At 57.3% G+C, this 25,275-nt stretch carries 17 protein-coding genes and 2 riboswitches; of the genes, 8 read left to right on the forward strand and 9 right to left on the reverse strand.

Going from position 1 to position 25,275, the window contains the following annotated elements:
* The first annotated feature begins 116 nt into the window (after nt 1–116).
* The 6 genes from SMC3_RS07460 to SMC3_RS07485 all read left to right on the forward strand — a co-directional run bounded on the left by SMC3_RS07460 (nt 117) and on the right by SMC3_RS07485 (nt 9,735).
* The gene (locus SMC3_RS07460) at nt 117–1,610 is read left to right on the forward strand and encodes a PQQ-binding-like beta-propeller repeat protein (RefSeq protein WP_119089980.1); all 1,494 of its coding nucleotides are present in this window, start codon (nt 117–119) and stop codon (nt 1,608–1,610) included.
* Nucleotides 1,611–1,624: 14 nt separating this feature from the next.
* Nucleotides 1,625–2,692, forward strand: a complete 1,068-nt coding sequence (locus tag SMC3_RS07465) for a hypothetical protein (protein ID WP_119087198.1) — start codon at nt 1,625–1,627, stop codon at nt 2,690–2,692.
* A 318-nt stretch (nt 2,693–3,010) separates the two neighbouring features.
* Nucleotides 3,011–5,377: a VPS10 domain-containing protein gene (locus tag SMC3_RS07470; RefSeq protein ID WP_165846671.1), complete on the forward strand. Its 2,367-nt coding sequence runs from the start codon at nt 3,011–3,013 to the stop codon at nt 5,375–5,377.
* A 319-nt stretch (nt 5,378–5,696) separates the two neighbouring features.
* Entirely contained in the window at nt 5,697–7,259 is a 1,563-nt protein-coding gene (locus SMC3_RS07475; protein ID WP_119087200.1) for a hypothetical protein, read from the forward strand.
* Between the two features lie 34 nt (nt 7,260–7,293).
* Nucleotides 7,294–8,766, forward strand: coding sequence for a hypothetical protein (locus SMC3_RS07480; RefSeq protein ID WP_119087201.1), 1,473 nt, complete (start codon nt 7,294–7,296; stop codon nt 8,764–8,766).
* Between the two features lie 114 nt (nt 8,767–8,880).
* Nucleotides 8,881–9,735, forward strand: coding sequence for a YihY/virulence factor BrkB family protein (locus SMC3_RS07485; protein WP_119087202.1), 855 nt, complete (start codon nt 8,881–8,883; stop codon nt 9,733–9,735).
* Nucleotides 9,736–9,794: 59 nt separating this feature from the next.
* Here SMC3_RS07485 and SMC3_RS07490 read toward each other — a convergent pair whose 3' ends face one another.
* The 9 genes from SMC3_RS07490 to SMC3_RS07530 form a co-directional block, all read right to left on the reverse strand.
* Nucleotides 9,795–10,271, reverse strand: a complete 477-nt coding sequence (locus tag SMC3_RS07490) for a molybdenum cofactor biosynthesis protein B (RefSeq protein WP_119087203.1) — start codon at nt 10,269–10,271, stop codon at nt 9,795–9,797.
* Nucleotides 10,268–10,723 carry an MOSC domain-containing protein gene (locus tag SMC3_RS07495; RefSeq protein WP_119087204.1) on the reverse strand — a complete coding sequence of 152 codons (456 nt, stop codon included), beginning with the start codon at nt 10,721–10,723 and terminating at the stop codon, nt 10,268–10,270. The genes SMC3_RS07490 and SMC3_RS07495 overlap by 4 nt, the downstream gene beginning before the upstream one ends.
* Complete coding sequence (gene moaC, locus SMC3_RS07500) at nt 10,720–11,202, reverse strand: cyclic pyranopterin monophosphate synthase MoaC (protein WP_119087205.1); 483 nt, start codon at nt 11,200–11,202, stop codon at nt 10,720–10,722. The genes SMC3_RS07495 and moaC overlap by 4 nt, the downstream gene beginning before the upstream one ends.
* 1 nt (nt 11,203) lies before the next feature.
* On the reverse strand, nt 11,204–12,169 hold the full coding sequence (gene moaA, locus SMC3_RS07505) for a GTP 3',8-cyclase MoaA (RefSeq protein ID WP_119087206.1): 966 nt from the start codon (nt 12,167–12,169) through the stop codon (nt 11,204–11,206).
* Nucleotides 12,169–13,398: a gephyrin-like molybdotransferase Glp gene (gene glp / locus SMC3_RS07510; protein ID WP_119087207.1), complete on the reverse strand. Its 1,230-nt coding sequence runs from the start codon at nt 13,396–13,398 to the stop codon at nt 12,169–12,171. Before glp ends, moaA begins: the two co-directional genes overlap by 1 nt.
* A gap of 45 nt (nt 13,399–13,443) precedes the next feature.
* Nucleotides 13,444–14,229 carry an amino acid ABC transporter ATP-binding protein gene (locus SMC3_RS07515; RefSeq protein ID WP_119087208.1) on the reverse strand — a complete coding sequence of 262 codons (786 nt, stop codon included), beginning with the start codon at nt 14,227–14,229 and terminating at the stop codon, nt 13,444–13,446.
* The gene (locus SMC3_RS07520) at nt 14,210–14,929 is read right to left on the reverse strand and encodes an ABC transporter permease (RefSeq protein WP_119087209.1); all 720 of its coding nucleotides are present in this window, start codon (nt 14,927–14,929) and stop codon (nt 14,210–14,212) included. The genes SMC3_RS07515 and SMC3_RS07520 overlap by 20 nt, the downstream gene beginning before the upstream one ends.
* Nucleotides 14,930–14,955: 26 nt before the next feature.
* Nucleotides 14,956–16,767 (reverse strand): substrate-binding domain-containing protein, encoded by a 1,812-nt coding sequence (locus tag SMC3_RS07525; RefSeq protein ID WP_119087210.1) that lies wholly within the window; start codon nt 16,765–16,767, stop codon nt 14,956–14,958.
* A riboswitch (molybdenum cofactor riboswitch) is annotated at nt 16,757–16,874 on the reverse strand. Its footprint overlaps the gene before it by 11 nt.
* 123 nt (nt 16,875–16,997) lie before the next feature.
* The gene (locus SMC3_RS07530) at nt 16,998–18,650 is read right to left on the reverse strand and encodes an aldehyde dehydrogenase family protein (RefSeq protein WP_119087211.1); all 1,653 of its coding nucleotides are present in this window, start codon (nt 18,648–18,650) and stop codon (nt 16,998–17,000) included.
* Nucleotides 18,640–18,757, reverse strand: a riboswitch (molybdenum cofactor riboswitch). (Overlaps the previous gene by 11 nt.)
* A 150-nt stretch (nt 18,758–18,907) precedes the next feature.
* Here SMC3_RS07530 and SMC3_RS07535 point away from each other — a divergent pair.
* Both SMC3_RS07535 and SMC3_RS07540 read left to right on the forward strand, forming a co-directional pair.
* Entirely contained in the window at nt 18,908–22,054 is a 3,147-nt protein-coding gene (locus tag SMC3_RS07535; protein WP_119087212.1) for a S8 family serine peptidase, read from the forward strand.
* A gap of 9 nt (nt 22,055–22,063) precedes the next feature.
* Nucleotides 22,064–25,105 (forward strand): stalk domain-containing protein, encoded by a 3,042-nt coding sequence (locus tag SMC3_RS07540; protein WP_119087213.1) that lies wholly within the window; start codon nt 22,064–22,066, stop codon nt 25,103–25,105.
* Nucleotides 25,106–25,275: the final 170 nt, after the last annotated feature.

Below are 25,275 nucleotides of genomic sequence, written 5' to 3' on the forward strand. Positions count from 1 at the left end.
TCTGGCAGACGTAGTAAGATCTTGGTAGATGCATTGAGGTTCTGGTATTCCGGGCCTTCTGTCCTGCCGATTAGCAAAAACATCACCAACGCGTTATATTTGTAGTGGAGGACACGATGTCCGCTGCGATACCGCAACGATACGGCGCGCTGACGGTTCTGGTGGCCGAGTTCCAGTCCACCATCAGGTCAAGGAACGGAGGGCAAGAAATGAACACGAACAAACAACTGCAGAAGCGTGCATGGATCATCGCAGGGCTGCTCATATTGGCGCTGCTCAGTACTGCCATGACAGGATGCCGGCACCAGACAGCGTCGGGCACTGTCAATAGCACCTTTGTCGATGTAAACGGTCTCCTTACGGCACCCACAAAAGTCGCCGCATCATACGCCACTGAAAATCTGAACCTGGGCAATGACAGTTGTGCCGGCATACCACAGTTCCTGGATGGTACGTTGTATACGTTCTCGTACCATGACGACTTGACTCAATGGACGACTGCATGGGACCAGGCAACGGGGAAGAAGCTTTGGTCAGTATACACGAACGCCTTTGCGTATATACGACCGTATACGACATTTACGACGGATGGGAAGCACCTCTTTTTTGTCCGCACGGACATATTCAAGTCGGGCGAGCCCGGCGTTGTTGCGTCTATCGCGTGTCTTGACAAGACAACGGGTGCAACCGTCTGGCAAAGTACTCCAACAGTCACGTCACCTTTTGTCTTTGGAGTTCGCGGCAACATTGCCGTGCATATCAATGAGCAGAGCCATACAGCAGATCGCGTCTACGTTATTGGTGAAGAAGAACGAACGTCAACCTCAGTTCCCACTACGGAGGAAGTGCGTCACCCAGGTATATGGATCTGGGATGCGACCACTGGTGCATCGCTTGATCGTATCGACTGGACTGCACTGCCCATTGACTCAGAGACATCTGGACAGCTGTTGTGCGATGGCGCGACGTTGTATGCCGTTATTCTCGAATCCGTGTCTCCAACATCACGCTCCGCTCTTATAGCTTTCAATTGCGATACGAACAAGACGCTATGGACAGAACATGTCAGCGGAGAAGCAACAGATCTCATCAAGCAGGGCGATACGCTGTCAGTCTTATTGTCCAACAGCAAGCAAGAACGGTCGATCGACGTGTGGAAGATGCGTACAGGATTGTTCGACAAGACAGAGCGGCTCTGGACGCGTCAGATTGACACAAATCCGGCCCACTTTGCTGTCGATGAGGCGAATGTCTACTTTCAAGGCAGCAGTGGAGTGCTTGTGGCTCTTGACCTTGCTACCGGGAAGGAAGCATGGAGACATCAGTTTGCGTCCTACAAAACACCTATCACCGATGGTCCCGATCTTGGAAAATCGTATGACCTGCACCCGGATATGACCCTGACCACAACAAGAGATGTTCTGTATGTTCAAGATGGTGGAGGACTGGTGGCAGCTCTTGACCCAGCTACAGGTAAGGAGTTGTGGAACAAGCGCATCTCGCAGGTGGTCTGGCACCAGACTTCTGTCGACAACACATTTGTGTTTCACCCCGTGGACAAAGGCTTCTTTGTCATTGCATCAGATGGCAAAGTCGATCTGTGGCAGTGAAGGAGACGTATAGCATGAATACTAACAGATTACTCAGGTTCATTGCTGTCGGAGTGGTATTGCTTCTTTGCATCTCTGTTGGCGCATATTTCTGGTTTCGACCATACAAGTCCGTGACGTATTCGGCCCAGTCAGTCCCGGTCGGCGACGACATGGCAACACAAATCAAGAAAGGGACAACCATCTGCACAACGGCGAATGTCCCTGCCTTCGTCCTGAATGGAACAGGCGCATTCACTGCCGATTTCTCGGCCACGGTGAAAGTCCTGGATGTTCTGGACACGAGGACCATCAGAGTGATGACGCTCTCTCCTGCTATGTTTGAACCGCAGTCTGGGAATGCGGGATATCTTTATCTCTGCACTCCCCTGTCAGAGAAGGCAAGAAAGCTCTCGGACGGAACGGTCGTGTATGGTGGCAACGGGTATCCTCAGATCATCACGGGACAGTCGTATGACGTGGTCGGAGTCCTCCAGCACCCATGGCGGGACGATCCGCGTGCCTACATTCCCACTGCGCTTCAATTCAAGCAAAACTTGGTGGACAGCATCGATATGCAGGTGGTTAACGATGCGGCACGTTCCTTCGCTGAGCAGGCAGTGGCAGCTGGAGACCATCACATGACGGCAGAACCCATTATTACGGTCGACAGCAAGTACGTCCAGGCAGGGAAGGTGGAAGCTTTGATAATGATCGTGACAATGGACGCCCTGAACAGTGGGCCGGTGGATGCTCAGCCGCTGATCGCAGGGGAACTTCAGTACCTTCATGATCACGGCGCTGCGATCTCTGCTGCCGCCAGGAAAGCTGTTGAAGACGATATCGCTTATTGGCGTGGCACGATCAAGTCTGCCATGACTGATTCAAGTGGGACGAGCTATATGATCAAGATCGTTGCAAACGTAGATGCCACCGGCAATATCAATGCCGGCTCTCTTCAGGTGTACATAGACAACGCACCAGTGGGGAGCAATTTCATTCCTGCAGCTCAGTTCCTCGAGGATATGCGTTCTGGCTGGGTTACTGTTACACAAGCTTATGCCAGTGCCGAATCCATAGCTGCGGCTGCAAAGGCTCCGTAACATCTATAGTCGCTCCGGGTCCATAGAGCTTTACTGTGTTTTGTAGTGGGAAGGTATGACCTCCGCTGCGACGCCGCAATGATACGGCGCGCTGACGGCTGTGGTGACCGGGTTTCAATTCACCATACTTGTTGAAGGCACCTGTTGGAGGGGCATGGCATGATAACAACGAAATCGCGAGTCTGTTCACGAATTGGCGCTTTGATAGCTTTGATCCTGTGCTTGGTCTTGGCAACCCCAGGCATGCTGGGGAGCGTTCCCACAACGCAGGCAGCAGGGATGTCTGTTTGGTCACGTCTCCCGCTATATGGAGGCACTGTGTACAACATCGTCATTGACCCAGAGAATCCCTCCAGACTATCTGCGTACACGGGGGACAGTGTCTTCCATTCAACTGATGGCGGAGAGAACTGGAGAGAAGTGAATGCTGGTATTGCCAACATCACCACAGCGTCGTCCTCTTCTTCCATCCTGTATGGCAAATCTCCGGATGGCGCATTCTTCCGTTCTACCGACAACGGAGATCATTGGACAGCTGTGAACGCTGCTGGTATCGTGACCGCAGATATTGGAGCCATTGTTGTCAACCCAGTTACCCCTCGTATCCTCTATGCTCTCATGGTAAGCCCACAGGGATATCTTACCTATGGAAGCGGCGTCTTCCGTTCTGTCGACAGCGGAAACCACTGGACACAACTAGCCACTGGTCTTGCACAGGGTGATGATATCATCTCTCTTGCCATCAATCCTCACATGCCAACTGCTTTGTATATTGTCATCAACGAGACCGCTGGCATTATTCGTTCCATGGATGGCGGAGATCACTGGATGAACGTGAGTGCTGGTCTTCCAGAAGGTGACGGGATCAGGTCTCTCGTTTTTGACACTCGTATCTCTGCTGGACTATACGCTGTTACGGGGAGCCACGGCATTTTTCATTCAACGGATAGCGGGGATCACTGGGAAGCGAAGAATGCAGGTCTCCCACAAGGAGAGTCCCTTGTAGGCTTCATCATCGATCCCTCTGCTCCTGCCACAATGTATGCTATTGTCGGCTATGACTACTCCGTGTCTCCCGACGGAACCAACCTCTTTCGCTCAACAGACGGCGGCAGTCAGTGGACTCGGATGCACGGGATTCCCAATGATGCGTACATCGGCTCCGTCGTTTTTGATCCGAAGACATCATCTACGTTATACCTTACTTCCGGCGAAGGAATCTTGCGGTCCACCGATCGTGGAGTTACGTGGGCAACAAGGAATGTTGGTCTTGACGACTTGCGCGTCATTGCTCTTGCCATCGATTCCGACACTCCTTCTCACATGTATGCCGGCACTCAGAGCGGAGTGTTCAGGACTGTCGATGGCGGCAAGACATGGACAGAGACCAATACTGGTATTACGGACATGAATGTTACCGTTCTTGCCGTAAATCCTCTCATTCCTTCAACCCTGTACGCCGTTGCACAGAACAGAGTCTTCCGCTCGGTCAATGGCGGTACTTCCTGGAGCATGTTGGACGGTGGTCTCGCTGGCGCAAACGCTGCCGGTATTGTTATCAACCCACGTACACCCTCAATTCTGTACGCCGCGACAGATGATGGCGTTTTTCGTTCCATGGACAGTGGAAGTCATTGGACAGCTATGAACAGTGGGCTTACTCAGAAAGGCCTCAATACGCGGGCTCTTGCCATCAACCCACGCACTCCTGCCACAATCTATTGCAGCACTCGTTACGACGGACTCTTTCGATCTTTCAACAGTGGCACCACCTGGACAGCGATAGATACTCCTCCCAGCGATTATGGGGTTTCTTGTCTTGTCGTCGACCCCATCAGCCCCTCTACTCTCTATGCAAACACAGAAGGCCGAGTCTACCGTTCCACAAATAGCGGCACTTCATGGACGATGGTACTGAACCCCAAGGGGGCGGTAAACTCTCTCGCGATCAACCCTGCTGTTCCTTCCACTGTGTATGCCGGTACCTGGGGCAACGCCTTGCGGTCTGCAAACAAGGGCGCCACCTGGGCTGCGATGAACATGGGTCTCGCCAGTAATTCTCAGTGTGTCATGTCCATCGCTTTCGACCCTGTCACCCCCGCAACCATGTATGCCGGTACGGAAGGTCGGGGTGTCTTACGCTCCCCGAACAACGGGACCACCTGGACAGCAATGAACACTGGTCTTGGCAACGCGAACGTCAGAAGTGTTGTCATCAACCCCCGCACTCCTTCTATCCTGTATGCCGGAACCGATGGCGGCGTCTTCCGATATGGTCCAGTCTCTGCTTCAACGAAGGTCATTCAACTGAAGATTGGTAGCACGACAATGCACGTGGATGGGAAAGCAGTGCCACTGGAGGCAGCGCCCATCATTATGAACTCACGTACCCTCATTCCTCTCCGCTCCCTGATCGAGACGCTTGGTGGCAGGGTCATCTGGAGTCCGTCTGCAAGAACAGTAGACATGTTCCTGGGAGAACACTCTGTGGACGTTGCTGTTGGGGGCAATATCGGATACGTCAATGACAAAGGGGTCGCCATTGATCCCGCAAACCCGAAGGTTGTGCCCCTTATCATCAGTGGCAGGACCATGCTTCCGTTGAGATTTGTTACCGAGAATTTTGGATGCTCTGTCGTCTGGGCAGCTGCAACCAAGACGATCACGATCACATATACACCGTAGGGCAACGTGATCATCAACTCCCTGAGGACTTGACGTGAACCGTCCTGCCCCCGTCATTCCCGCTGCCCTGTTCTCATCTCAAGGACCAGCACTCTTCTGTCATCGTTCACCTCCTTGTTTTCATGAGGTTACGGAGCCGGGCCACCTCCGTGTTAGATGAGTCAATACGGAGGTTAGCAAAAACATCATCAACGCGTTACACTTATATAAAGGGCGTGATCTGCGCTGGGGTGGCGAACCGATGCGGCGCGCTGACAGCGCTGGTGACCGGGTTTTCATCCGCCGTCCTTGTTGAAGGCACGCGAAGGAGGCACATAGCATGATTGACAGACTGGCCAGATTCATCCTTGTCGGTATGGTACTGCTGCTCGTCATTTCTGTTGGCGTATATTTCTTGTATCGACCTAATGGAAAAGCCACGATTGCTGTTCCGGTCGGTGACGACATGGCAACACAAATCAAGAAAGGGACAACCATATACACAACAGAGAATGTCCCTGCTTTCGTGCTGAATGGAACGAACGCAGTCACTACGGATTTTTCGGCCACCGTGAAAGTCATAGATGTTCTGGACACGAGAACTATCAGGGTGGAGATACTTTCTCCTGTCCAGTTTAGCCACCAGGGGCCCGGGAATGCGGGGTATCTCTACCTGTGCCAGCCGCTCTCGAATAAGGCGGAACAGCTCCCCGACGGAAGCGTCGTGTATGGTGGCAATGGGTATCCCCAAATTATCGCAGGGCAGGAATATAGTATTTCCGGAGTTCTCCAACCTCAATGGCTGGATTATCCGCGCGTTTACATCCCCAGTGCGGTTGAGTTCAAGCAGGCGCCTGTTTCGCCAGAAGGTCCGCAGATCAACTTGATGGGGGAAATCAGCACAACAAGATATGATGTCGTTCCGCTCTCGTGGAATGTCGGGTGGAACACGCTGCAGGCATCTGAATCGCCCGTTGTCTATATGAGCGATGTCAATAACGGGGGTCCGCTGTGCTGGCAACCCGGTCCACCTGTTCAAGTCGTTCAACAATGGAGCTACCTGAGCAAGAAACCCCTCATAACAACGATATCCAAGGATGTAAGTCTTCTGACTCCTCCAGAGGGAATGCAGTATTTATCAACCAAAGATGGTGAAATCAAACGATGGTACGCTTCAGATGAGAATGTTTTTGTATCCGTTCCACTAGAACTGGACGCTCTGCCGCCACATGAGACGCTGGATGGCAAGACTCTTTCCATTACGGAGCAAGGCATTTCTTCTGGTTCAAAGGCGCAAACGCTGACGGTCCCTGTCCCCTCTGGCTTGACGCAGATAGTCGTCGTGTATGGAAGCGGCAGCATAACAAATGGTTTCATTCTTGTTGAAACGCGAGACAAGGTTGTGGCGAACGCGGCGGATTCGCTTTGGCTTCTTCGCATGAACAACGGGACGGGATCGTGGGTACGATGCGGTGATTTGTCTGCATTTGGCGGAAGTCTTATTCCGGATCAGAGTCCAAGCTTTGCCCGTGTTGGGTCGCTCCTCTATTTCACCCACAGTCACACGAAAATCGGCTGCATCGACACGGCAGCAGCCTCGCCCTCGGTGACGGTGCCTGAGAATATCAATACGCTTCTTACAAAGCTTTTTAGGGAAGGACCGCAGAACGCTGAGTCGTCACTCCAGGCACAGCTGGCAAGCGACAATGGTACGTTGATCATTGAGTATCCCGATGCCAACTGGGACTCTCTATATTATGCTGTAGATGCGTCTGGAACAGTTCTTGGAAACTTGCATATAGACAAGACTTCAATAACAAGTTTTGACGCGAAGGGAAAGCAGGGTTCCTCCATTAGCACACCAGGCGGTATCTCCTTCCCTTCTATCGACCTTTTTGAATAGGCTGTTTATTGAAAACACGTGTTGGAGGCGCAGAATGAGCAAGAGGTTTCTAATTGCTGCTGGGATTGTTTTACTTGTTGTAGTTGTTTTCGTCGCAGGGTTTTTCTTCTGGAATTTTATGAATCCAAACACGATCAAAAAAGATGAAAAGGCTGAGGTAACTGCTCTTGTTGAGAACTTCGGTTTAAAGTTAAAAGAAGTTTCTTTAACCGCTCCTGGGGAGATTGTTTCTCAAGAAATAGAAACAATCTATGCCCCCTTTGTAAGTTCTACCTTTCTATTGAATTTGACGAATGATCCGACAAGAGCCCCCGGAAGAGATGTGTCAAGCCCATGGCCTGAAAAGATTGAAATCATTTCGATGGAGAAGCTGGACTCCTATACGATACAGGTAAAAGGGAAGATTATCCTCATGACGAGTGTGGAAATGGCCCAAGGCGGCAATGCAGGAGAAACCCCAATAATGTTTTGGGTGAGGAACACTAATGCCAGGGGCGCATGGCTTATAGACCAACTTTCGTACGGCGAATATGCCTTCTATGACGGCAAGGAATTGACCGCAACACTGAAGAGGGCCTTTCCCAATACTACGAGCATTGGAGAGAGGGGAGACCCCTTTATCGCCCAAACCATTGATATGAACGGCGATTCTATCCCGGAAGCTCTTGTCGATTTGCAAACAGGTGGAGCCTATACGGAAGACTACACTATCTGTCAGCTGGAAAACGGAAAGCTTTCCGTCGCCAACTTCAGAGACAAGAATATGCCGCTGTCTTTGCCAAAGTATTTCAGCGAAGGTGCTTCTGTCCAGCATGAAGTGAAGTTGAGTTTTGCAAATGATGGCAAAGGCAATAGCGTCATCTATCAATACACGATCGATAAGAGCTCTTCAGATCCAGCAGTGACTGACAAGATCACCGTTGAGGCCTATGAATGGAATGGGACAACAAAGGAGTTCGGATATGACGAACACCTTTCGATAGCATTCGAGCAGGAAGAAGAAAAACTCTTGATGCCTGGTTTGCAACCAGTCATGCTCATAACGGATAGCACTGGAAATATCTCCACTAGGGTATCTCTTCCAAAAGGTATCAGCGGGAAAGACGTCTATGCCTATCTGCAGAACAAGATTCTACAGCCTGCCTGGGGTGGACAGATGTTCTGCGCCTATACCCTCTTTGGGAGCGAAATCAAGAACAACAAGGTGTACATATACCTTTGGGCGCTATGGGAGGAATATCGTTCGGAAAATAGAAAACTTGTGGCTGGAACCGGCATGGACGGTCCAATTACCCTCATAGCCACACTCTCCCAACAAGGCTACGCAATAACTAAACATCAACTACCGGAGAATGGAACTGCTTATGCGCCAAGTATCAAGAAGATGTTTCCACTGGAGTATTACAACGAGATATTCTCAAAGACACAACTGTTTAACACCGTAATAGCCAAAGAACTGATGGATAATGTCGAGCAGCAGGCAAGGAAATACTACGGCCTGCAATAGGAAAAGCACAGGACACAAGCCTGGTCGGTCACGAAGTCCAGNNTCAGACGCAGACTTCGGGATTGAAGTATACTCTCGATACATAGTGGTCACTTGTTTCCTGGAGACAATGTCATGAGAAAGACGAAGTCGTGGAAATTCCTCAAAGACATATATGCCAGATTTATGAATGATGATCTCCTTTCAATAGGAGCCCAGGCAAGTTTCTATCTGCTTTTTTCCCTTTTCCCGTTTCTCATCTTCCTGATTGTGCTTCTTGCCTATATGCCTATGGTCAATTTTCAGGACAGTATTCAAGCCCTTGCCGCGCTTATGCCTGCAAATGCCTATCTGATCCTGCGGGATATGGTCAATCAGACAATAGCCAGCAGGAGCGTTACCCTGTTATCCTTTGGCATGTTGTCTGCATTGTGGTCGTCTGCCAGTGGCGTTACTACTCTTATTCAGGGCATAAACAGGGCCTATGATCAGGAAGAAACGCGTCGCTCCTGGAAGGTATCAGCTGTTTCCCTGTATTTCACATTCGAACTCGCCATCGCGATCATATTCTCCCTGGTCCTTATCGTTTTTGGTAAAGTTCTGGGAACGCAGCTGTTTCGCTTTTTGGGTTTCTCGGATGTATCCTTAGCAATTTGGAGCTACCTCGGATACATCATTACCCTGATCACGACCATCCTTGTTTTTGTATCCCTTTATCAAAATACCCCAAACCGTCGATTGGGGTTTAGAGAGGTCGTACCTGGTGCAGTGATTGCTTCCCTCGGCTGGATCATTGTTTCTATTGCCTTTTCCTACTACATCGACAACTTCGGCAATTACTCGAAGGTATACGGAAGCCTTGGCGGTATCATTGCGTTGCTCATGTGGCTCTATGTGAGCAGCATCATCATTTTGATGGGCGCTGAAATAAATGCTTCTCTCATGTTTTCAAAGACGGGACTCGAAAAACTGAAGCTCAGGCGATTCTAACATCATGGCCTCTTTCCCGTATCTGTTGAAGACAGACTGATAGGTCTCTCTATGCTGCTCTAATGTCCCTTCCCCGCGATCATCTCCAATGCATGAGGGAGGAGAGGGATGAGGACGTCCATGCCGTCCTGAACCGCCTTGAGGCTGCCGGGAAGGTTGACGATGAGGGTGGTGGCTCGCAGGCCGGCCTCGGCGCGGGAGAGGCAGGCGGTCGGGACGCCCTTGTTGAGGCCGTAGAGACGGATGGCTTCGCTGATGCCGGGCGCGCGGCGGTCGACGACGGAGAGCGTCGCCTCGGGGGTAACGTCACGGGTAGAGAAGCCCGTGCCGCCCGTGGTGATGATGGCGTTCACGTGGCGTTCCGTGGACCACTGCTCAAGGATCCCGGCAATTTCGGCCTGCTCGTCGGGGACGATCGTCGCTTCCTCGATGGCCCAGCCGGCATCTGTGAGACGCTTTACAATAGCGGGCCCGCTCTCGTCGACGCGGCTCCCGGCGGCGCAACTGTCGCTGACGGTCAGAACTGCTGCTTTCATAGGGTTCCTCCTTTGCTGATAACGGTGATGATGTCGCCGGCCTCAAGTGTGCCGGGCGTGATGACGCGGGCGAAGATGCCCTCGCGGGGCATGACGCAGTCGCCGACCAGCTTGCGGATCTCACAGCCCAGGTGGCACTCCTTGCCGATCTGGGTGATCTCCATCGTGACATCGTTGCCGATCTGGAGGCGTGTCCCGATTGGCAGGGTCAGCAGGTCCAGGCCCTGTGTGGTGATATTCTCAGCGAAGTCGCCGGGCTGCAGTACCAGACCGTGGCCCTGCATCTTGTCGATGCTCTCCTGCGCCAGCAGGCTGAGTTGACGGTGCCAGTCGCCTGCGTGGGCATCGCCCTGCATGCCCAGCATGGTGATGGTGACGGGGCCCTGCAGGGGATGTTTGCGTGTGCCTTTCTGCTCAGAGATGTTGACCGAGACCACGACGGGATGGTTCATGCGCCCTCCCACAGACCCGACTGGCCGCCGCTCTTGCGGACAAGGCGCAGGTCGGTAATGCGGATACCCCGTTCGACAGCCTTGCACATGTCATACACGGTGAGTGCGGCGGTGGAGGCGGCGACCAGGGTTTCCATCTCGACGCCGGTCTCAGACTTGGTACGCGCGGTCGCTTCAATATCAACGGCATGATCGGTCTCGTTCAGTATCAGCGTCACACCGACGAAGGTCATGTTGATCTGGTGGCAGAGGGGAATCAGTTCCCACGTACGTTTCGCGGCCTGGATGCCGGCAACCTGCGCAACCGTCAGGACGTCGCCTTTCTTGAGGTTGCCCGCCTTGATCAGCTCGAAGGTCGCGGGCGCCAGCAGGACACGGCAGCGGGCGACGGCCTCACGGACTGTCTCCAACTTGCCACCGACGTCTACCATGCGCGCGTTGCCCTTGTCGTCCAGATGTGTCAGTTCATTGCTTTCCATGCTATCCTCCTATGCTTCCCATGGCGCGGCCATAGTCGCGGGCCGTCTCCGGCATACACTCGGGTTTTTGCTGCATCGCCCGCACAAGCAGCGCGCGCAGCGCCTCCTCGTTGACGACGGGGCGCAGGGCTGGCCGGATGTCGATCTCGTCGGCGCCGAACAGGCACAGCCGCAGGTGGCCGTCGGCGACCAGACGCAGACGGTTGCACGTGGGACAGAAATGCTCGGTGACGGGCGCGATGACAGCCACTGTCCCAGGCGCTCCCGGGATACGGCGATACTCCTGCGCGGGGCCGTTGCCTCGTGGCTTGTCGGCTGGTTCCAGAGGGGCCAGTGCTTCCAGCTTGCGTCGCAGCTCGGCGGCGGGTACCAGGCAGTTGTCCTCCCCCAGTGGGCCGATGGGCATGTACTCGATGAAGCGGACCTCGATTGGCAGGCGCCTGGTAAGGTCGAGGTACGGCGCCAGGTCGTCGTTGACGCCACGCAGGACGACGACGTTGAGCTTGATGGGGCTGAACCCTGTGTCGACGGCCGCTTTGAGGCCGGCAAGGGCGGTGTCCAGTGAGCCGAGACGTGTCAGGTGAGCGTAGACGGCGGGGTCCAGCGAGGGAAGGCCGATGTTGACACGTTTCAATCCTGCAGCCTTGAGTTGGCCGGCAAACTGAGGAAGCAGGATGCCGTTGGTGGTGAGCGAGAGGTCCTGCAGGCCGGGGACGGCCAGCAGCATATGCACCAGATCGACAATGCCGGGGCGGCGCAGCGGTTCACCACCGGTGAGGCGCACCTTGACGATGCCCTCGGAAACGGCGACGCGCATGAATGCGACGATCTCCTCGAACCGCAGGATGTCCTCGTGCTCCAGCATGGGCACACCCTCTTCGGGCATGCAGTAGCGGCACCGCAGGTTGCAGCGGTCGGTGACGGAGATGCGTATGTAATCGATGGTGCGTCCGAAACGGTCGGTCATCAGTGGTCCTCCGGCAAGTCGGTGAGCTGTACGTGAACGGTCTGGCCGGCTTCGACGACGATCGTATCCTCGGGGATGACCGCAATGCCGGCAGCGAGTGCCATGGACGTGAGGATGCCGGATCCCTGGGGACCGGTCGACGTCGTGTGCAGGACTCCGTCACGCTCCTGCAGGCGGACCCGCACGAAGTGGGTACGTCCAGCGTCGACACCTTTGGCATAACGTTCGTCGAGAACGGCGGTGCGGACAGGACGGTACAACAGGGCGTGGCCCATCATGTGACGCACCAGGGGGCGCACGTATTCCTCCGCGCAGACCATGCAGGAGACGGGGTTGCCGGGCAGTCCGACAATACGTTTGGAACCCATGGTCCAGAACGCCATCGGCTTGCCGGGTTTCTGCTTGACACGCCAGAAGACCAGCTCTGCGCCCATCTCCTGCAGGACGTCCTTCACGAAATCGTAGTCGCCAACCGAGACGCCGCCGTTGGTGAGAACGACGTCGGTCTGGGCAAGTGCCCCTTCGAGCGCGGACCTCACGGCTTCACGCGTGTCGGGCACACGGGCGAAGACGACTGGTTCTGCCCCCATCGCGGCGACCTGTGCACGCAGCGAGTGTGCGTTGGCATCGCGGATCTGTCCGGGTCCAGGTATCTGAGCGGCGTCGACCAGCTCGCTGCCCGTGGTCAGGATGGCAACGCGTGTGCGTGGGTGGACTGTGACAGTGGCATGACCCGCAGCGGCGCACACGCCGACCTCGCCGGGGCGGAGGACTGTGCCGGCGGTGAGGACGACTACACCGTCCATCATGTCTTCGCCTGCCCGGCGAACGTTGACGCCGGTCTTGAGGGCCAGGAGGATGAACACGTCGTCGCCTTCCGCGCGGGTCACCTCGACGTGGACGACGGTGTCGGCGCCGTCGGGGAGGGGTGCACCTGTCATGATACGGATGGCGGTGCCGGGCCGAACAGGCTGGGTCGCGACACTGCCTGCAGGGACATCTTCCAGGATGTGCAGGCGGACAGGCGTAGCCTCGGATGCCTGCTGAATGTCGGCGGCGATGACGGCGAACCCGTCCATGGCGGAGTTGGCGAAGGGGGGCACGTTTCCGTGTGCAATCACATCCTCCGCAAGTACCAGTCCTGCAGCCTCGTCGAGCAGCATGGTGACAGGGGTCAGCGGCGTTGCGTGGTCCAGTATCGCCTTGAGCGCTTCCTCGATGTTCAGCATTATTCCTCCAGTGACAGATGTTACAAGAATGCCGTGTGTCTCATGTTACACAAGCAGCTCGCCTGCCACGAAGCGGCGGGTCCGGTCGTCGCGCGGATGGGTGAAGAAGTCGTCGCGTGGCGCCTGTTCTATGATACGTCCCTCGTGCAGGAACGCCACCTGGTCGGCGACACGACGGGCTTCAAAGATGTCCTGTGTCACGACGACAGCTGTCATGCCCAGGTCATCCCTCATGTGAAGCAGCAGGTCCTCGAGCAACTTGGTGCCGTAGGGGTCCAGGCTGGCAGACGGCTCGTCGAGGAAGAGCAGGCGTGGCTGCAGAGCGAGGGCGCGGGCTACCGACAGGCGTGCCGCTTCACCGCCGGAAAGCGACGAAGCGTGCTGGCGGGCGCGCTCTGCGATGCCGACCTCGCGCAGGGCGGCCATGGATCGCTCCTCTGCCTCGGCGCGGCTCACGCCACGCAATTGCAGCCCATACATCACATTGCTGAGGACCGAGCTGCTGAAGATCGCTGGGTGTTGAAACGCGAGCAGCATCCGGCGTCGCAGGGGCAGGTAGTGTGGGTCCTGAGTAGGGTTCCTGGTTGAAGCGTCGTAGGTGACGGTCGACACACCTGGGACAATGCCGTCGTAGGCGACAGTACCTTCGTCGGCAGGTTCCAGCAACCCCAGGATGCGCAGGAGCGTCGTCTTTCCGGCTCCGTTCGTGCCAAGGATGACGGTAATGCTGCCTGCGGAGACGCTGAGGTCGATGTCCTGCAGGACCTCCCGGGCTCCGAAGCGTTTACGCAGGCCTCGCGCTGTGACCAGATCAGTCGAGATGGCGGACATTGCCGACCTCCGACGTGCCCTCGCCCAGGAGGGACAGGAGAGCGTTGACGAGAAAGGAGACGAGGAGCAGGATGATGCCCAGTGCAATGGCGCGGTCGAAGCTGCCCTCACGGGTCTCAAGCACAAGGGCCGTGGTGAGGGTTCGCGTCGCGCCCTGGATGTTGCCACCTACCAGCATGGCTGCACCAACCTCACTGATAGCGTTGCCAAACGCTGTAATGACGGCGCCCAGGATGGCCAGCCGTGCCTCGCGGAGCAGGGCAATGGACGCCTGCGTGCGTGTCGCGCCGAGCGTGAGCGCGAGATCAAAGACGCCCTTGTCGGCACCGCGCAGTCCAAGGACCGAAAGGCCTACGATGACCGGGAGAGCCAACGCGATCTGGGCGATCACCATCGCCGTTGGCGTGTAGAGCAGTCCCAGCGGCCCGAGAGGGCCGCTGCGGGACAACAGGAGGTATACCAGGAGGCCCGCCACTACGGGTGGAAACCCCATCAGGGTGTAGACGATGTTCATGACGCCCTGCTTGCCCCGGAAGTGGGAAAAAGCGAGCAGGATGCCGAGAGGGAACCCTGCGAGCGCCGACCAGAACAGGGCGCTCAACGTGACGCGGAGGGACGTTCCCAGGGCCTCGTACGTACCGGGGTCCAGGGAGACGATGAGCCGTACGGCCTGAACGAAGCCCCGGCCGATATCACCCATCGGTGTCCTTCCGCGTCGTTTGCATCCTACTTGGAGATCTCGAGACGGTAGATGTACTTGACGGTATTCACGAGGAACGTACCATTCGTGGTCATGAGAGCCATGAAGCCGTCATCGGTCGAGAGTGTCGCACCGCCTTTGAGGTAGACGACTGTGATCTTCGTGCCGGTGCTTGTGTTGTAGATGTCGTTGTAATCCAGCGTCACGTGACTGCCGTCGGTGGCGGTCGCGATAACAGTCAGGCGCTCAGCGGCTGCAAGATCAGGCGAGATGACCTTCAGGATGTCGATGAGCTGGACACCGCCGTACGAAACCGGTGTCAGTGACTGGTTGTTTTGTGGGTAGACCTTGATGGTCGTCACAGGGAACTTGCGCACGTCGTTCAGGCGGTAGGCAATTGTCTTGCCGCCGGGGAGAACAATGTCGAGACTGCGCGTAGCCTTCCATTCGGTGGAGTCCGGGAAAAAGAGGGTCTGCCCGTACTGCTCGACGCCGAAGCTCTTGATGAGTTCCTGACCGGGCAGGCCGGTCATGAAATCAGCGAATCGAACGGCGAGGTCGACCTTGACCGTTGGATACTTGGCGGGATTGATGGGCATGAGGCCGTAGGGATTGAGCAGCCCTTGGGACCCCTGGACGAGGATCGGCAGGTTGATCTTGCCGCCTTTCTGATACGCGAGGTACGTGGCGCGGTCGGTCAGTGTATAGGCCTGCTTCTGGTCGGTCATCATGAGGACTTCACCCATCCCCTGTCCCGCGCTGAGATACCAGGGCTTGCCGGCAGGCGTGATGCCCGCTGCTTTCCAGATGTCGAGCTCCTTGGTGTTGGTGCCGGAGTTGTCGCCACGGCTGATGAAGGTCGAACCGGAAGCGGCAAGCTTCGTGAATGCCGCGGTTGCGTTGGTCATGCCCTTGATCTTCGCAGGGTCGCTAGCCGGTCCGACGATGATAAAATCGTTGTACATGACGTCGTCGCGGAAGAGGCCAAAGCCGTCGGCCATAAACTGATCTTCCTGGGCACGCGCGTGTACGAGCAGGACATCGGCGTCGCCCTTGCGGCCAGTCGTGATGGCCTGACCGGTGCCGACGGAGATGATCTTGACCTTCACGTGGTTGGACTTCTCGAAAATGGGGATAAGGAAGGTCAGGAGTCCAGAGTCATAGGTGGACGTCGTCGTAGAGAGGATCATCGACTGCGTTGCGGGCTCTTTGTAGTCGAGGATGGCAGGGAAGTAGGCGGCAGTCTGAGCACGGGTGATGGCAGAGGTCGGCTTGGTCACATCGGTGACCATACCTTCCTGTACACAGGCAGCAGCAGCTGTCCGGGCCCACTCTGAGAGATCATCTGATCCTGCGACCTTGTCCAGGACGACGTGCGTCGCCATACCGCGGATCTCGAAACCCATGCGCTGTGCGACGACAGCCATCGATTCCTCACGTGTGATATTGGCTGTGGGGTGAAAAGTCCCGTCCGGGTATCCGGAGACCCAGCCCTTGGCGATAGCGGCGTAGACAAGAGGAGCAGCCCAGTTGCTCGTGGGCAGGTCCTTGAGCATTTTGGCGGGCGACTGCACGGGGTCGAGCCCTGCAGAGCGCGCAAGTGCCACGATGAACTCGGCACGGGTGACAGAGGCGTCGGGGCGGAACGTCCCGTCCGGATAGCCCTTCATGAACCCTTTGGCGACGACCCGTTCGATGACGGCCTGGTCGGGACGCCCAGCAATGTCGGACAATGTTGCGGCGCGCGCCGGGAGAGCGGACGCCATAGACAGAAACGCGAGAATGAGTGCCGCCGCAAGGATGCGACGGACCAGCAGACGTGACAGACCTCGTTTCATTAGTTCTCCTTTCCACAATGGGAGGCACGGCCGTTTCCCGCCGTACCCTGTCGGCTGTACGCCATGGCTTGCACCAAAGGTCGGACAGCTCGAAGAATTATTCTCTGCACTTGCAGAGAACAATAGTATAAACGTCTGCACCGGTACGGCAAGAAACGGGGCAGCAACAGCGAAGAGGGTTGAGGCGTTGTACGGCCTCAACCCTCTTCGCTGTTAAAACCGACTGTCTGTCAGTCGATCTTCTCGATCGTCACCTGTATCTGTTCGTGCATGTAGAGAGGCAGATAATAGACGCCGCCCGCATTCTTGCCGGTGGAACCCGAAGCTTTCCATCCACCGAACGGCTGGAATCCCGGCCAGGCTCCCGTTGTGGCTCCCTGCGGGCGATTGGCGTAGGTGACGCCTGCCTGGATGTGGTCGAAGAACCAGTCGGTTTCCTCTCTGCTTCCATAGAAACCGGCGGTCAGCCCATAGTCAACGCTGTTGGTAATCTTCATGGCCTCGTCAAGCGATGATACACGTCCAATCATCGTGATCGGCAGGAACATCTCCGTGCTCCACAGGGAGTGCGTGAACGGGACGTCTGCCACGACCGTGGGAGCGCAGAAGAAACCATGCTCGCATGGCCCGTCCTGCAGGATCTTGCCGCCGCAGACAATCCGGCCGACCGCCTGGAGCTCTGCGCAGTAAGCGGTGTAGTCTTGCTGCGCCTTGCGGTTGATGACGGGGCCACACGCGACGGCAGCTTCGACGGGATTCCCCACGACAAGATGTGACGTCATGTCCGCGAGACGCTTCAGGAGTTCGTCATAGACGTCGTCCTCGACCAGTACCCGGGAGCAGGCTGAGCATTTCTGTCCCTGTAGTCCAAAGGCACTGCGCACGATACCTGTCGCGGCGTCATCCAGATTTGCGTGACGAGAGACAATCGTGGCGTTCTTCCCTCCCATCTCGAGCACAAGGGGTCTGACCCACTTTCCGCCCGCGAACGAGTGGTAGATGCCCATGCCGATTTCATATGATCCCGTGAACGTCAGCCCGTCGACCTCTGGGCTGTCGGTGAGTGTCTTACCGAGTGTTGAGCCGGGACCCGTCACGAAGTTGACGACACCTGCCGGCACTCCCGCATCCAGCAGAGTTCTGGCGATGAACCACGGTCCCCACGGCGTATCGGTTGCCGGTTTGATGACAACGGTATTGCCTGCAACCAGCGCTGTGCCTGTGGGACCTGCCGTGAGGGAAGCCGGGAAGTTGAATGGGCTGATAACCACCCAGACGCCGTATGGTCGCAATACGGACATGTTTGTACCGCGGTAGCCACGCAGTGGGTCGGACTCCATCGGCAGAGCTAGTCCATTGGCCCGTTCCATCTGACTGCACGCATAACGGATCATCTCGATAGCCTCGGCGCCATCACCAAGGCTTTCCATACGGTTCTTGCCGACTTCGAGCGACAGAATGGCTCCCAGAGTGAACACGCGTTCCTCAAGCAGATCGGCTGCGGCACGCATGACGCGCACGCGTTCCTTCCAAGGGGTTGCAGCCCACAGCGGTGCCGCCGCGCGGGCTGCTGTCAGTGCATCGGTCGCGTCCTGTTCCGTTCCTTTCTGGAAGTACCCGAGGACTGTTCCATCAGTGGGCGAGCGATCCTCGAACACGTCCGGACTGTAGTGCGACTCCCCGCCCCACAGCATGGGGTAGGCTGCTCCAAGAGTCGGTGTGAGGGTTTCAAGGGCACGTTCAAACCTTGCATGGAGTTCGGGTGGAGGCTCAAACATGGTCGCGTAGGTCAGCTTAAAGGGAATTTTATCTGTAGTCTGGCCACGTATAGACACTGCCGGATGATCATAATCACCCGTTGCTGCTTTCGTGCATTCGTTCATGTCTTCTCCTTTCCACAATGGGAGGCATGGCCGTTTCCCGCCGTACCCTGCCGGCTGTACGCCATGGCTTGCGCCGAAGGTCGGGCAGCTCGAAGAATTGTTCTCTGCAGTTGCAGAGAACAATAGTATAGACGTCCGCACCGGTACGGCAAGAACCCGTGTCTTCATTGACCTCAGGGCGGTTTGGCTGTATACCCAACACATCTGCCTCTGTGCGGGTTGAGCATGCGGTCCGCCGGCGGCGCAGGAGGAAAACGATGACGAAGCGACTGCAGTGGTGTCTGAGAATCATGGTAGTGGTGGCTCTGGTATTAGCGTGTGCGCTGTCAGGGAAGCCGGTTCTCAGTGCAGTGAACCTGCCCACGATCGACGCCGAATTTCTGGCCCGTGCCGGGTCATCGCCATCACCACAGGACGTCATCGTCCGCATGCAGGGTCTTCCGTTGGTCGGTAGAGTCCAGGATGCAGGAGCGGAAGGGTGGCTGGACACCGTGACCACGCACGCATCGGAAGCAGCGATCTCGCAGGAGCAAAATGTATTTTTGTTGTCGCTGGCGGCACAGGGTGTCAGGTATACGATCAAGCAGCGACTGAGCGTGACCTTCAATGGTCTCGCACTGAGCGTTGTGGGGTATGACCTCGCAGCGGTTGCGGGGACGAACCATGTCTCGTTTGTCTACGAATCTCAGCAGGCGCAAGTCCTGGACGAGGATACAAATGCCGCCATGGGAGTGGATCAGGCGTTGTGGAACCGCACATCGGCGGGGGGGCAAAAACTTGACGGAACCGGTACGACCATTGGCATCATCGACACAGGTATCGACTACATGCATCCGGACCTTGGCGGAGCGAAATTTCCCAATGCAAAGGTGGTGGGAGGATACGACTTCGCCGACAAGGACAGCGACCCCATTGACATTCAGGGCCACGGTACACACGTTGCAGGCATTGCCGCCGCGGACGGCAAGGTGCAGGGTGTCGCGCCAAAGGCGAAGCTTTATGCCTACAAGGTTTTCAGTGACCAGGGAGGAGGAGCTGCTGATGGGGACATCATTGCGGCACTTGACCGCTCCGTGCGGAACCGCTGCACAGTGGTCAACCTGTCCCTGGGCACGTCTGGGGGAACCGCCGATACGCCCGAGAACGAGTCGATCAACAACGCGGTCAAGGCGGGTGTCGTAGTCGTCGCAGCGACGGGCAACTCCGGCCCACGTAACCCCGAGACCAACTGGCCCCTGGGTTCGCCGGCGACAGCGCTGAATGCCATCGCGGTAGCCGCCTCCAACGACGGCCCGTATCCAGTAGTGGAGGTTGTAACGCCGACCGGAACGGGGTTGGACAACATCATGGGTAGTTATGCCGACATCGCTCCAGCGTTCAAGGAAGGCTCCATGTACAGCATCGTGGATGCCGGGTATGGCTCGAAGGCGGATTTCGCTGCTGTGAACGTCACGGGCAAGGTCGCACTTGTCGAGCGGGGCCCTGTCGGGACCAGCGGGATCTACTTCCGCGACAAAGTCCTGAATGCGCAGGCGGCGGGAGCTGCCGGTGTCATCATCTACAACCACAGCCCTGGAGTCATTTCTATGACGCTCAGGGTAGCGGCTGGCGACGAGACCAGGAACTATATCCCCTGCATTGGCATCACCCAGGACGCAGGACTGGACCTCAAGATGTTGACGACGAGGGGACTTGTCGTCCGGTTTGGGACACGGAGCGACCTGGGGACGCTTGCAGACTTCAGCTCCATGGGTCCCACCGAGGACTTTCACTTCAAGCCGGAGGTGTCTGCGCCCGGTGTCACGGTGAACTCGACGTTTCTGGGCGGCGAGTATGCCAGGCTGGACGGCACGTCGATGGCTTCGCCGGGGGTGGCCGGAGCCGTCGCGCTGATCAAGGCGGCACATCCCGACTGGACACCGCAGACGGTCAAGCTGGCGCTGATGAACACCTCCAATGTTCTTCGCAACTGGCAGAATGGCGAAGTCATCACGTGGACATTGCAGGGAGCCGGCCGGGTCGATGTACCGGCTGCCATCGACACTCCAGCCGTGGCCGAGGTAGCCACATCCGACGGAACGACGACGTTTCAGACAGGGACCGTTCTTGTCGACGATGACAGCATTGCGACTGCGACGACGATCACTATACGCAGTCTCTCGGATCATAGTGTGACTTTCTCGCCTTCGTTCGGCTGGACGATGGACGCGCGGGCAGGCGTGGAGGTGACTGTAGTCCCGTCATCTGTCGTCGTCGCACCCGGCGGGACCGCGCAGGTGAGCGTGACCACGACTGTGAACCCGGCAACCGTCAAAGATGGGCCACACGAGGGGATGATCACCCTGCAGTCGATCAGCGGAATCTTGCACGTGCCCTACATCTTCTGGCGTGCGAGTGTTAAGGTCCCTGAACAGTTGAGCGAGATGCAGACGAGCACAGCAACCTTGGCGGCGCCCGGTGGCACGATGGACGTTCAGTTCAACATTGGCTACGGTGGCGTGCGACCTGCCGTGGAGGCAGGTGAAGGCCCCCAGGGTTCCAGCTTTGCATCGGAGGTCGTGGCTGCGGTCACGGGCATAGATGGCGTGACAACGTTCGGGACCGTGTACCGGAGGTCGCTGTTGCTCGTGGGCGACCACGGGTTTACGTGGAACGGTCGGGATGTTCACGGCAACCTCTTCCTGACCGACGGAGACTATCTCCTGAGGACATCGGTCCTCGAGAGTAACAACGATCCGGCCAACCTGCAGATCTCCGAGGCGGCGCATCAGTCGGTGCCCATTCATGTCATGGGCATGGCAGGTGTTCCGGTGCTCAGTCTGAACATCGTGGGCGGGAATCTGCGCGTGGGCCAGGACGTGACAGTCAGCCTGAGTGCCGACACCACGACGAGCATTGCAGGCATAGCGGCTGCCGTGCAATTCGAACCATGGTACCTATCGGTGAAGTCGGTCCAGGAAGGCGACTTCCTGAACCAGGGGGGAACAACCCCGTCGAGCTTTGCCTCCACTGTTGACGCCTTGGCGGGCAGCGTTGCAGTCAAAGGCGCGACAGGGATGGCCCAGGTCCAGGGGCACGGCAATGTGTGTACGATCACATTTACTGTCCTGCACGACGGTTCTACGGAATTGTGGCTTGGGAAGCCTCTGGCGACGAATAGCAGCGGGACGGTAGAAACGATCGCCCAGTCGCTGGCTGTGACGTTGCGGTCGGGAGCGAACGTCTGGGATATCGACGGCAACAAGCGCGTGGACCTTGGTGACATGGTCATTCTTGCCCGTGCCTATGGTTCGAAGGTCGGGGACAAGCAGTATGACAACACGGCAGACCTCAACGGCGATGGTCGCGTCGACGACGCCGACCTGCAGATCCTGCGCCAGCACTATGGCGACGTGTACCCCTAGGAGACGGGAATGAAGAGAACAATTGGCCTGCTGTGTGTGATTGCGCTTCTTGGAGCGTTGCTGGTACCAGGCACGGGAATGGCGAGGGGCGCTGTCGCGTTGACTGAGGTCGATATGATTGGCGTGATGCCCTCTGACTATGTCGGGACACTGACCATCGAAAGTGTCAACACTGTCGAGAAGGATTACCCATCGGCACGAGCATTCCCGTCGCAAGGCGTGGCTGTTCTGCCGAATGGGGATGTCGTCGTGTGCGACACTGGGTATGGCCGCATCCACATTCTCTCGGTCGACCTTGTCCACAAGCGCGTCATCGGGTCGCTGGGGAGTGGGCGCGGTCAGTTGCAGTACCCGGCCGACGTCGCCGTGGACAGCGCCGGCAACATCTATGTCGCTGATTTCTTTGGCAACAAGGTTGTCAAGTATCGCAACGACGGTTCGGTCCTCATGGAGTTCGGCAAGGAAGGCAAGGGAGCCGGCCAGTTCGAAGGGCCCGCCGGCATTGCGGTGACACCGGACGGCAGCATCTGGGTCGCAGACCAGTTGAACGATCGCCTGGAGCAGTTCACCGCGACAGGCGCCTATGTGACAACCGTGACAGGCATCTCTCGTCCCGCCGGCATGACCTTGGCGGGCCTTGTCCCTTACGTCGTTTCCAGTGGCAACAGCGCTGTCTATCGGTTGAGCGGAACAAAGGCTGTGCGTATCTTTGCTGCCCCGGGAGAAGCGGAGAACCTCATTGCCAGCGCCGCCGACCTCGCGGTCGATGCTCGTGGCAACATCTATGTCGCGGACCGCGGGACCGGTCCACTGCCGGTTCCTGCCGTCAAGGTCTTCTCCAGCAGCGGGCAGTATCTGCGCAGCTTCGGAGAGTACCCAGCCGACATGACCGACATCCAGGACGGCGAAGTTCTCAGCCCCGGCGGTGTCGCCGTCACGCCTGACGGCATAGTCTACGTCATGAACAGCGGGTTCTTCCGCGACGCAACCAATCCCTTCGGCAGTGGCTTCCACGCGAAACTCATCGAGTATGCACCTGGCGGCGGCGTGGTGGCTGTCCAGGACTATGCCATCGACGTTCCGGGACGGCTGAACAACCCTCAGGATGTCGCAATGGACGGCAAAGGTCAGCTGTGGGTAGCCTGCAGCTCGCCCGTCATCTCCACCGACGGTCAGACGATCGGGTGGAACCGCGGATACGTGGACGTTCTGGATCACAGTGGCAACGAGCTGTTCACCGTCATGCAGGCAGGTTCCCGTTCGATGCAGCTGGTGGAGTCTGTCGCTGCAGGCGGTACGGGATTGGTGTATGTCGCGGCGCAGGACGTCAACGGCGGATTCATCGCTGTCTACGATGAAGCCGGCAACTATGTCCGGACTATTGCCGCCGGCAAAGTTGACGGACCGGGCGATCTCGAGGTGGCAAGCGACGGGACGCTATGGGCCTGCAACCAGGGCGACGGGTCTGTTGTGCATCTGGCGGCCGATGGCACGGAGCTGGGCCGGTTCAAAACTGCCGGCGTGCCCGGCGGACTGACCGTTCTTCCCAACGGAGACCTGCTCGTCTGCCTGTGGGGTGAATCTTCGGAAGTTCAACAGGTGGTTCGCTACAGCTCCAAAGGAGCCATTATCCGGGTGTTCGGAGTAAAGGGCGGAGGTCGCGGCACCGGCCAGATGTACTATCCTCACGATGCGATGCTGCTGCCTGACGGCCTTATCCTGGTAAGCGACGCCGAGAATGGGCGCTTCGTCGCGTTCCGTCAGGACGGATCGGTCGCCTGGACTACGGCCAGGTCCTGGTATCTGCCGGGCAGGATGGCGTGGTCGGCGCAGGGCACCCTTTATGTGACCGACGCTTTCCATAATGTGATCCGTGAACTCAGTTATGGCCAGCCAAAGGCGCCACAGGGGACCGCCGTGACCGTTCGGCTGGACACCGTGGAGCGTGCAGTTTCCGCTGGAACGACGACCGGTTTCCAGGTGAGTCTTCGCAACCGGAGTGCCCGGACAGACACATTCACAGTCAAGTCGACCGTCAGTGGCGGAAGCGGGTGGTCGAGTTCGGTCAGTCCCGCGTCGGTTAGAGTGTCGTCTGGAGCGACAGGCACGGTTGAGGTGACGGTTCATGTCCCGGTGGGCCTCGCGCCGGGGACAGTTGGTGCCGTGGATGTTCAAGTTCACAGTGCTCTGGACCCCGCGAATGCCACGACCGTCCATGCCAAAGTTGTGATTCGTACTGCTCCCCCTGTGGTTGTCGGCGGGGGGTTGGTCGAGACGTCCATGGGAGCGACGGTACAAGTGTCGCTGGATGCACAGGATGCGGAGAATCTGTATGGAGCGGGATGCCGTGTCACCTATGACGGCAAGGCGCTGCAATTCGTGAGTATCGCGAAGGGGGACCTCATGGGCCCCGATACGCTGTTCATCGAGGAACACGGCATCGCAGGCGAAGTTCGCATCGCGTCGACACTCAAGGGCGACGCCCAGCCGGTCAGCGGAAACGGTAGTATCGCTGTCCTGACGTTTCGTGCACTTGAGGGTGGAACGACACAGCTGAATGTCGACGAGCTTCAGTTGTTTGGCGGAGACGGAGGGAGGGAGGCACTTGCAGGAAAGGCGCGTTCCATTCCCGTGCGTGTCCTCGCAGAACAACCCCGGACGGTTCTTGTCCTTCGCGTCGGCTTGCCAACCATGAAAGTCGGCAGCTCCAGCATCGTTCTGGATGCGCCGCCGGTCATTGTCGAGGGGCGCACGCTGATCCCGATCCGGACAATCATCGAATCACTTGGTGGAACCGTTGCCTGGGATGCCGGCAGTCGGACGGTGACCATATCGCTGGGCGGGACTAAACTGAATCTCGTCATCGGGAAGTCGAGCGCATTGGTGAATGGCAAATCGATGCCCATTGACAGCACAAACCCAAAGGTCGTGCCTCAGATCCTGAACAGCCGCACGATGCTCCCACTGCGCTTCGTCGCCGAGAGCCTGGGCGCCGACGTGCAGTGGCAAAGCTCGACCCAGACGATCACCATCACATACCCCAAACCCTGAGATTCCCCTGGCCCGCAGGCATGAAGATGCCCCCACGCATGGGGGTGTTTTCATATCCGGTGCTGCCGCGCGATGCGCATGAATCAGTCGTCTGCGGTTGTCTCGAATGGTGAACGGCTTAGACTGTCATAGAAAGTTTTCCGTGGTCTCGATGTGTATCTTCAAACCAA

Source organism: Candidatus Cryosericum hinesii (assembly GCF_003570985.1).
Lineage (GTDB): Bacteria > Caldisericota > Caldisericia > Cryosericales > Cryosericaceae > Cryosericum > Cryosericum hinesii.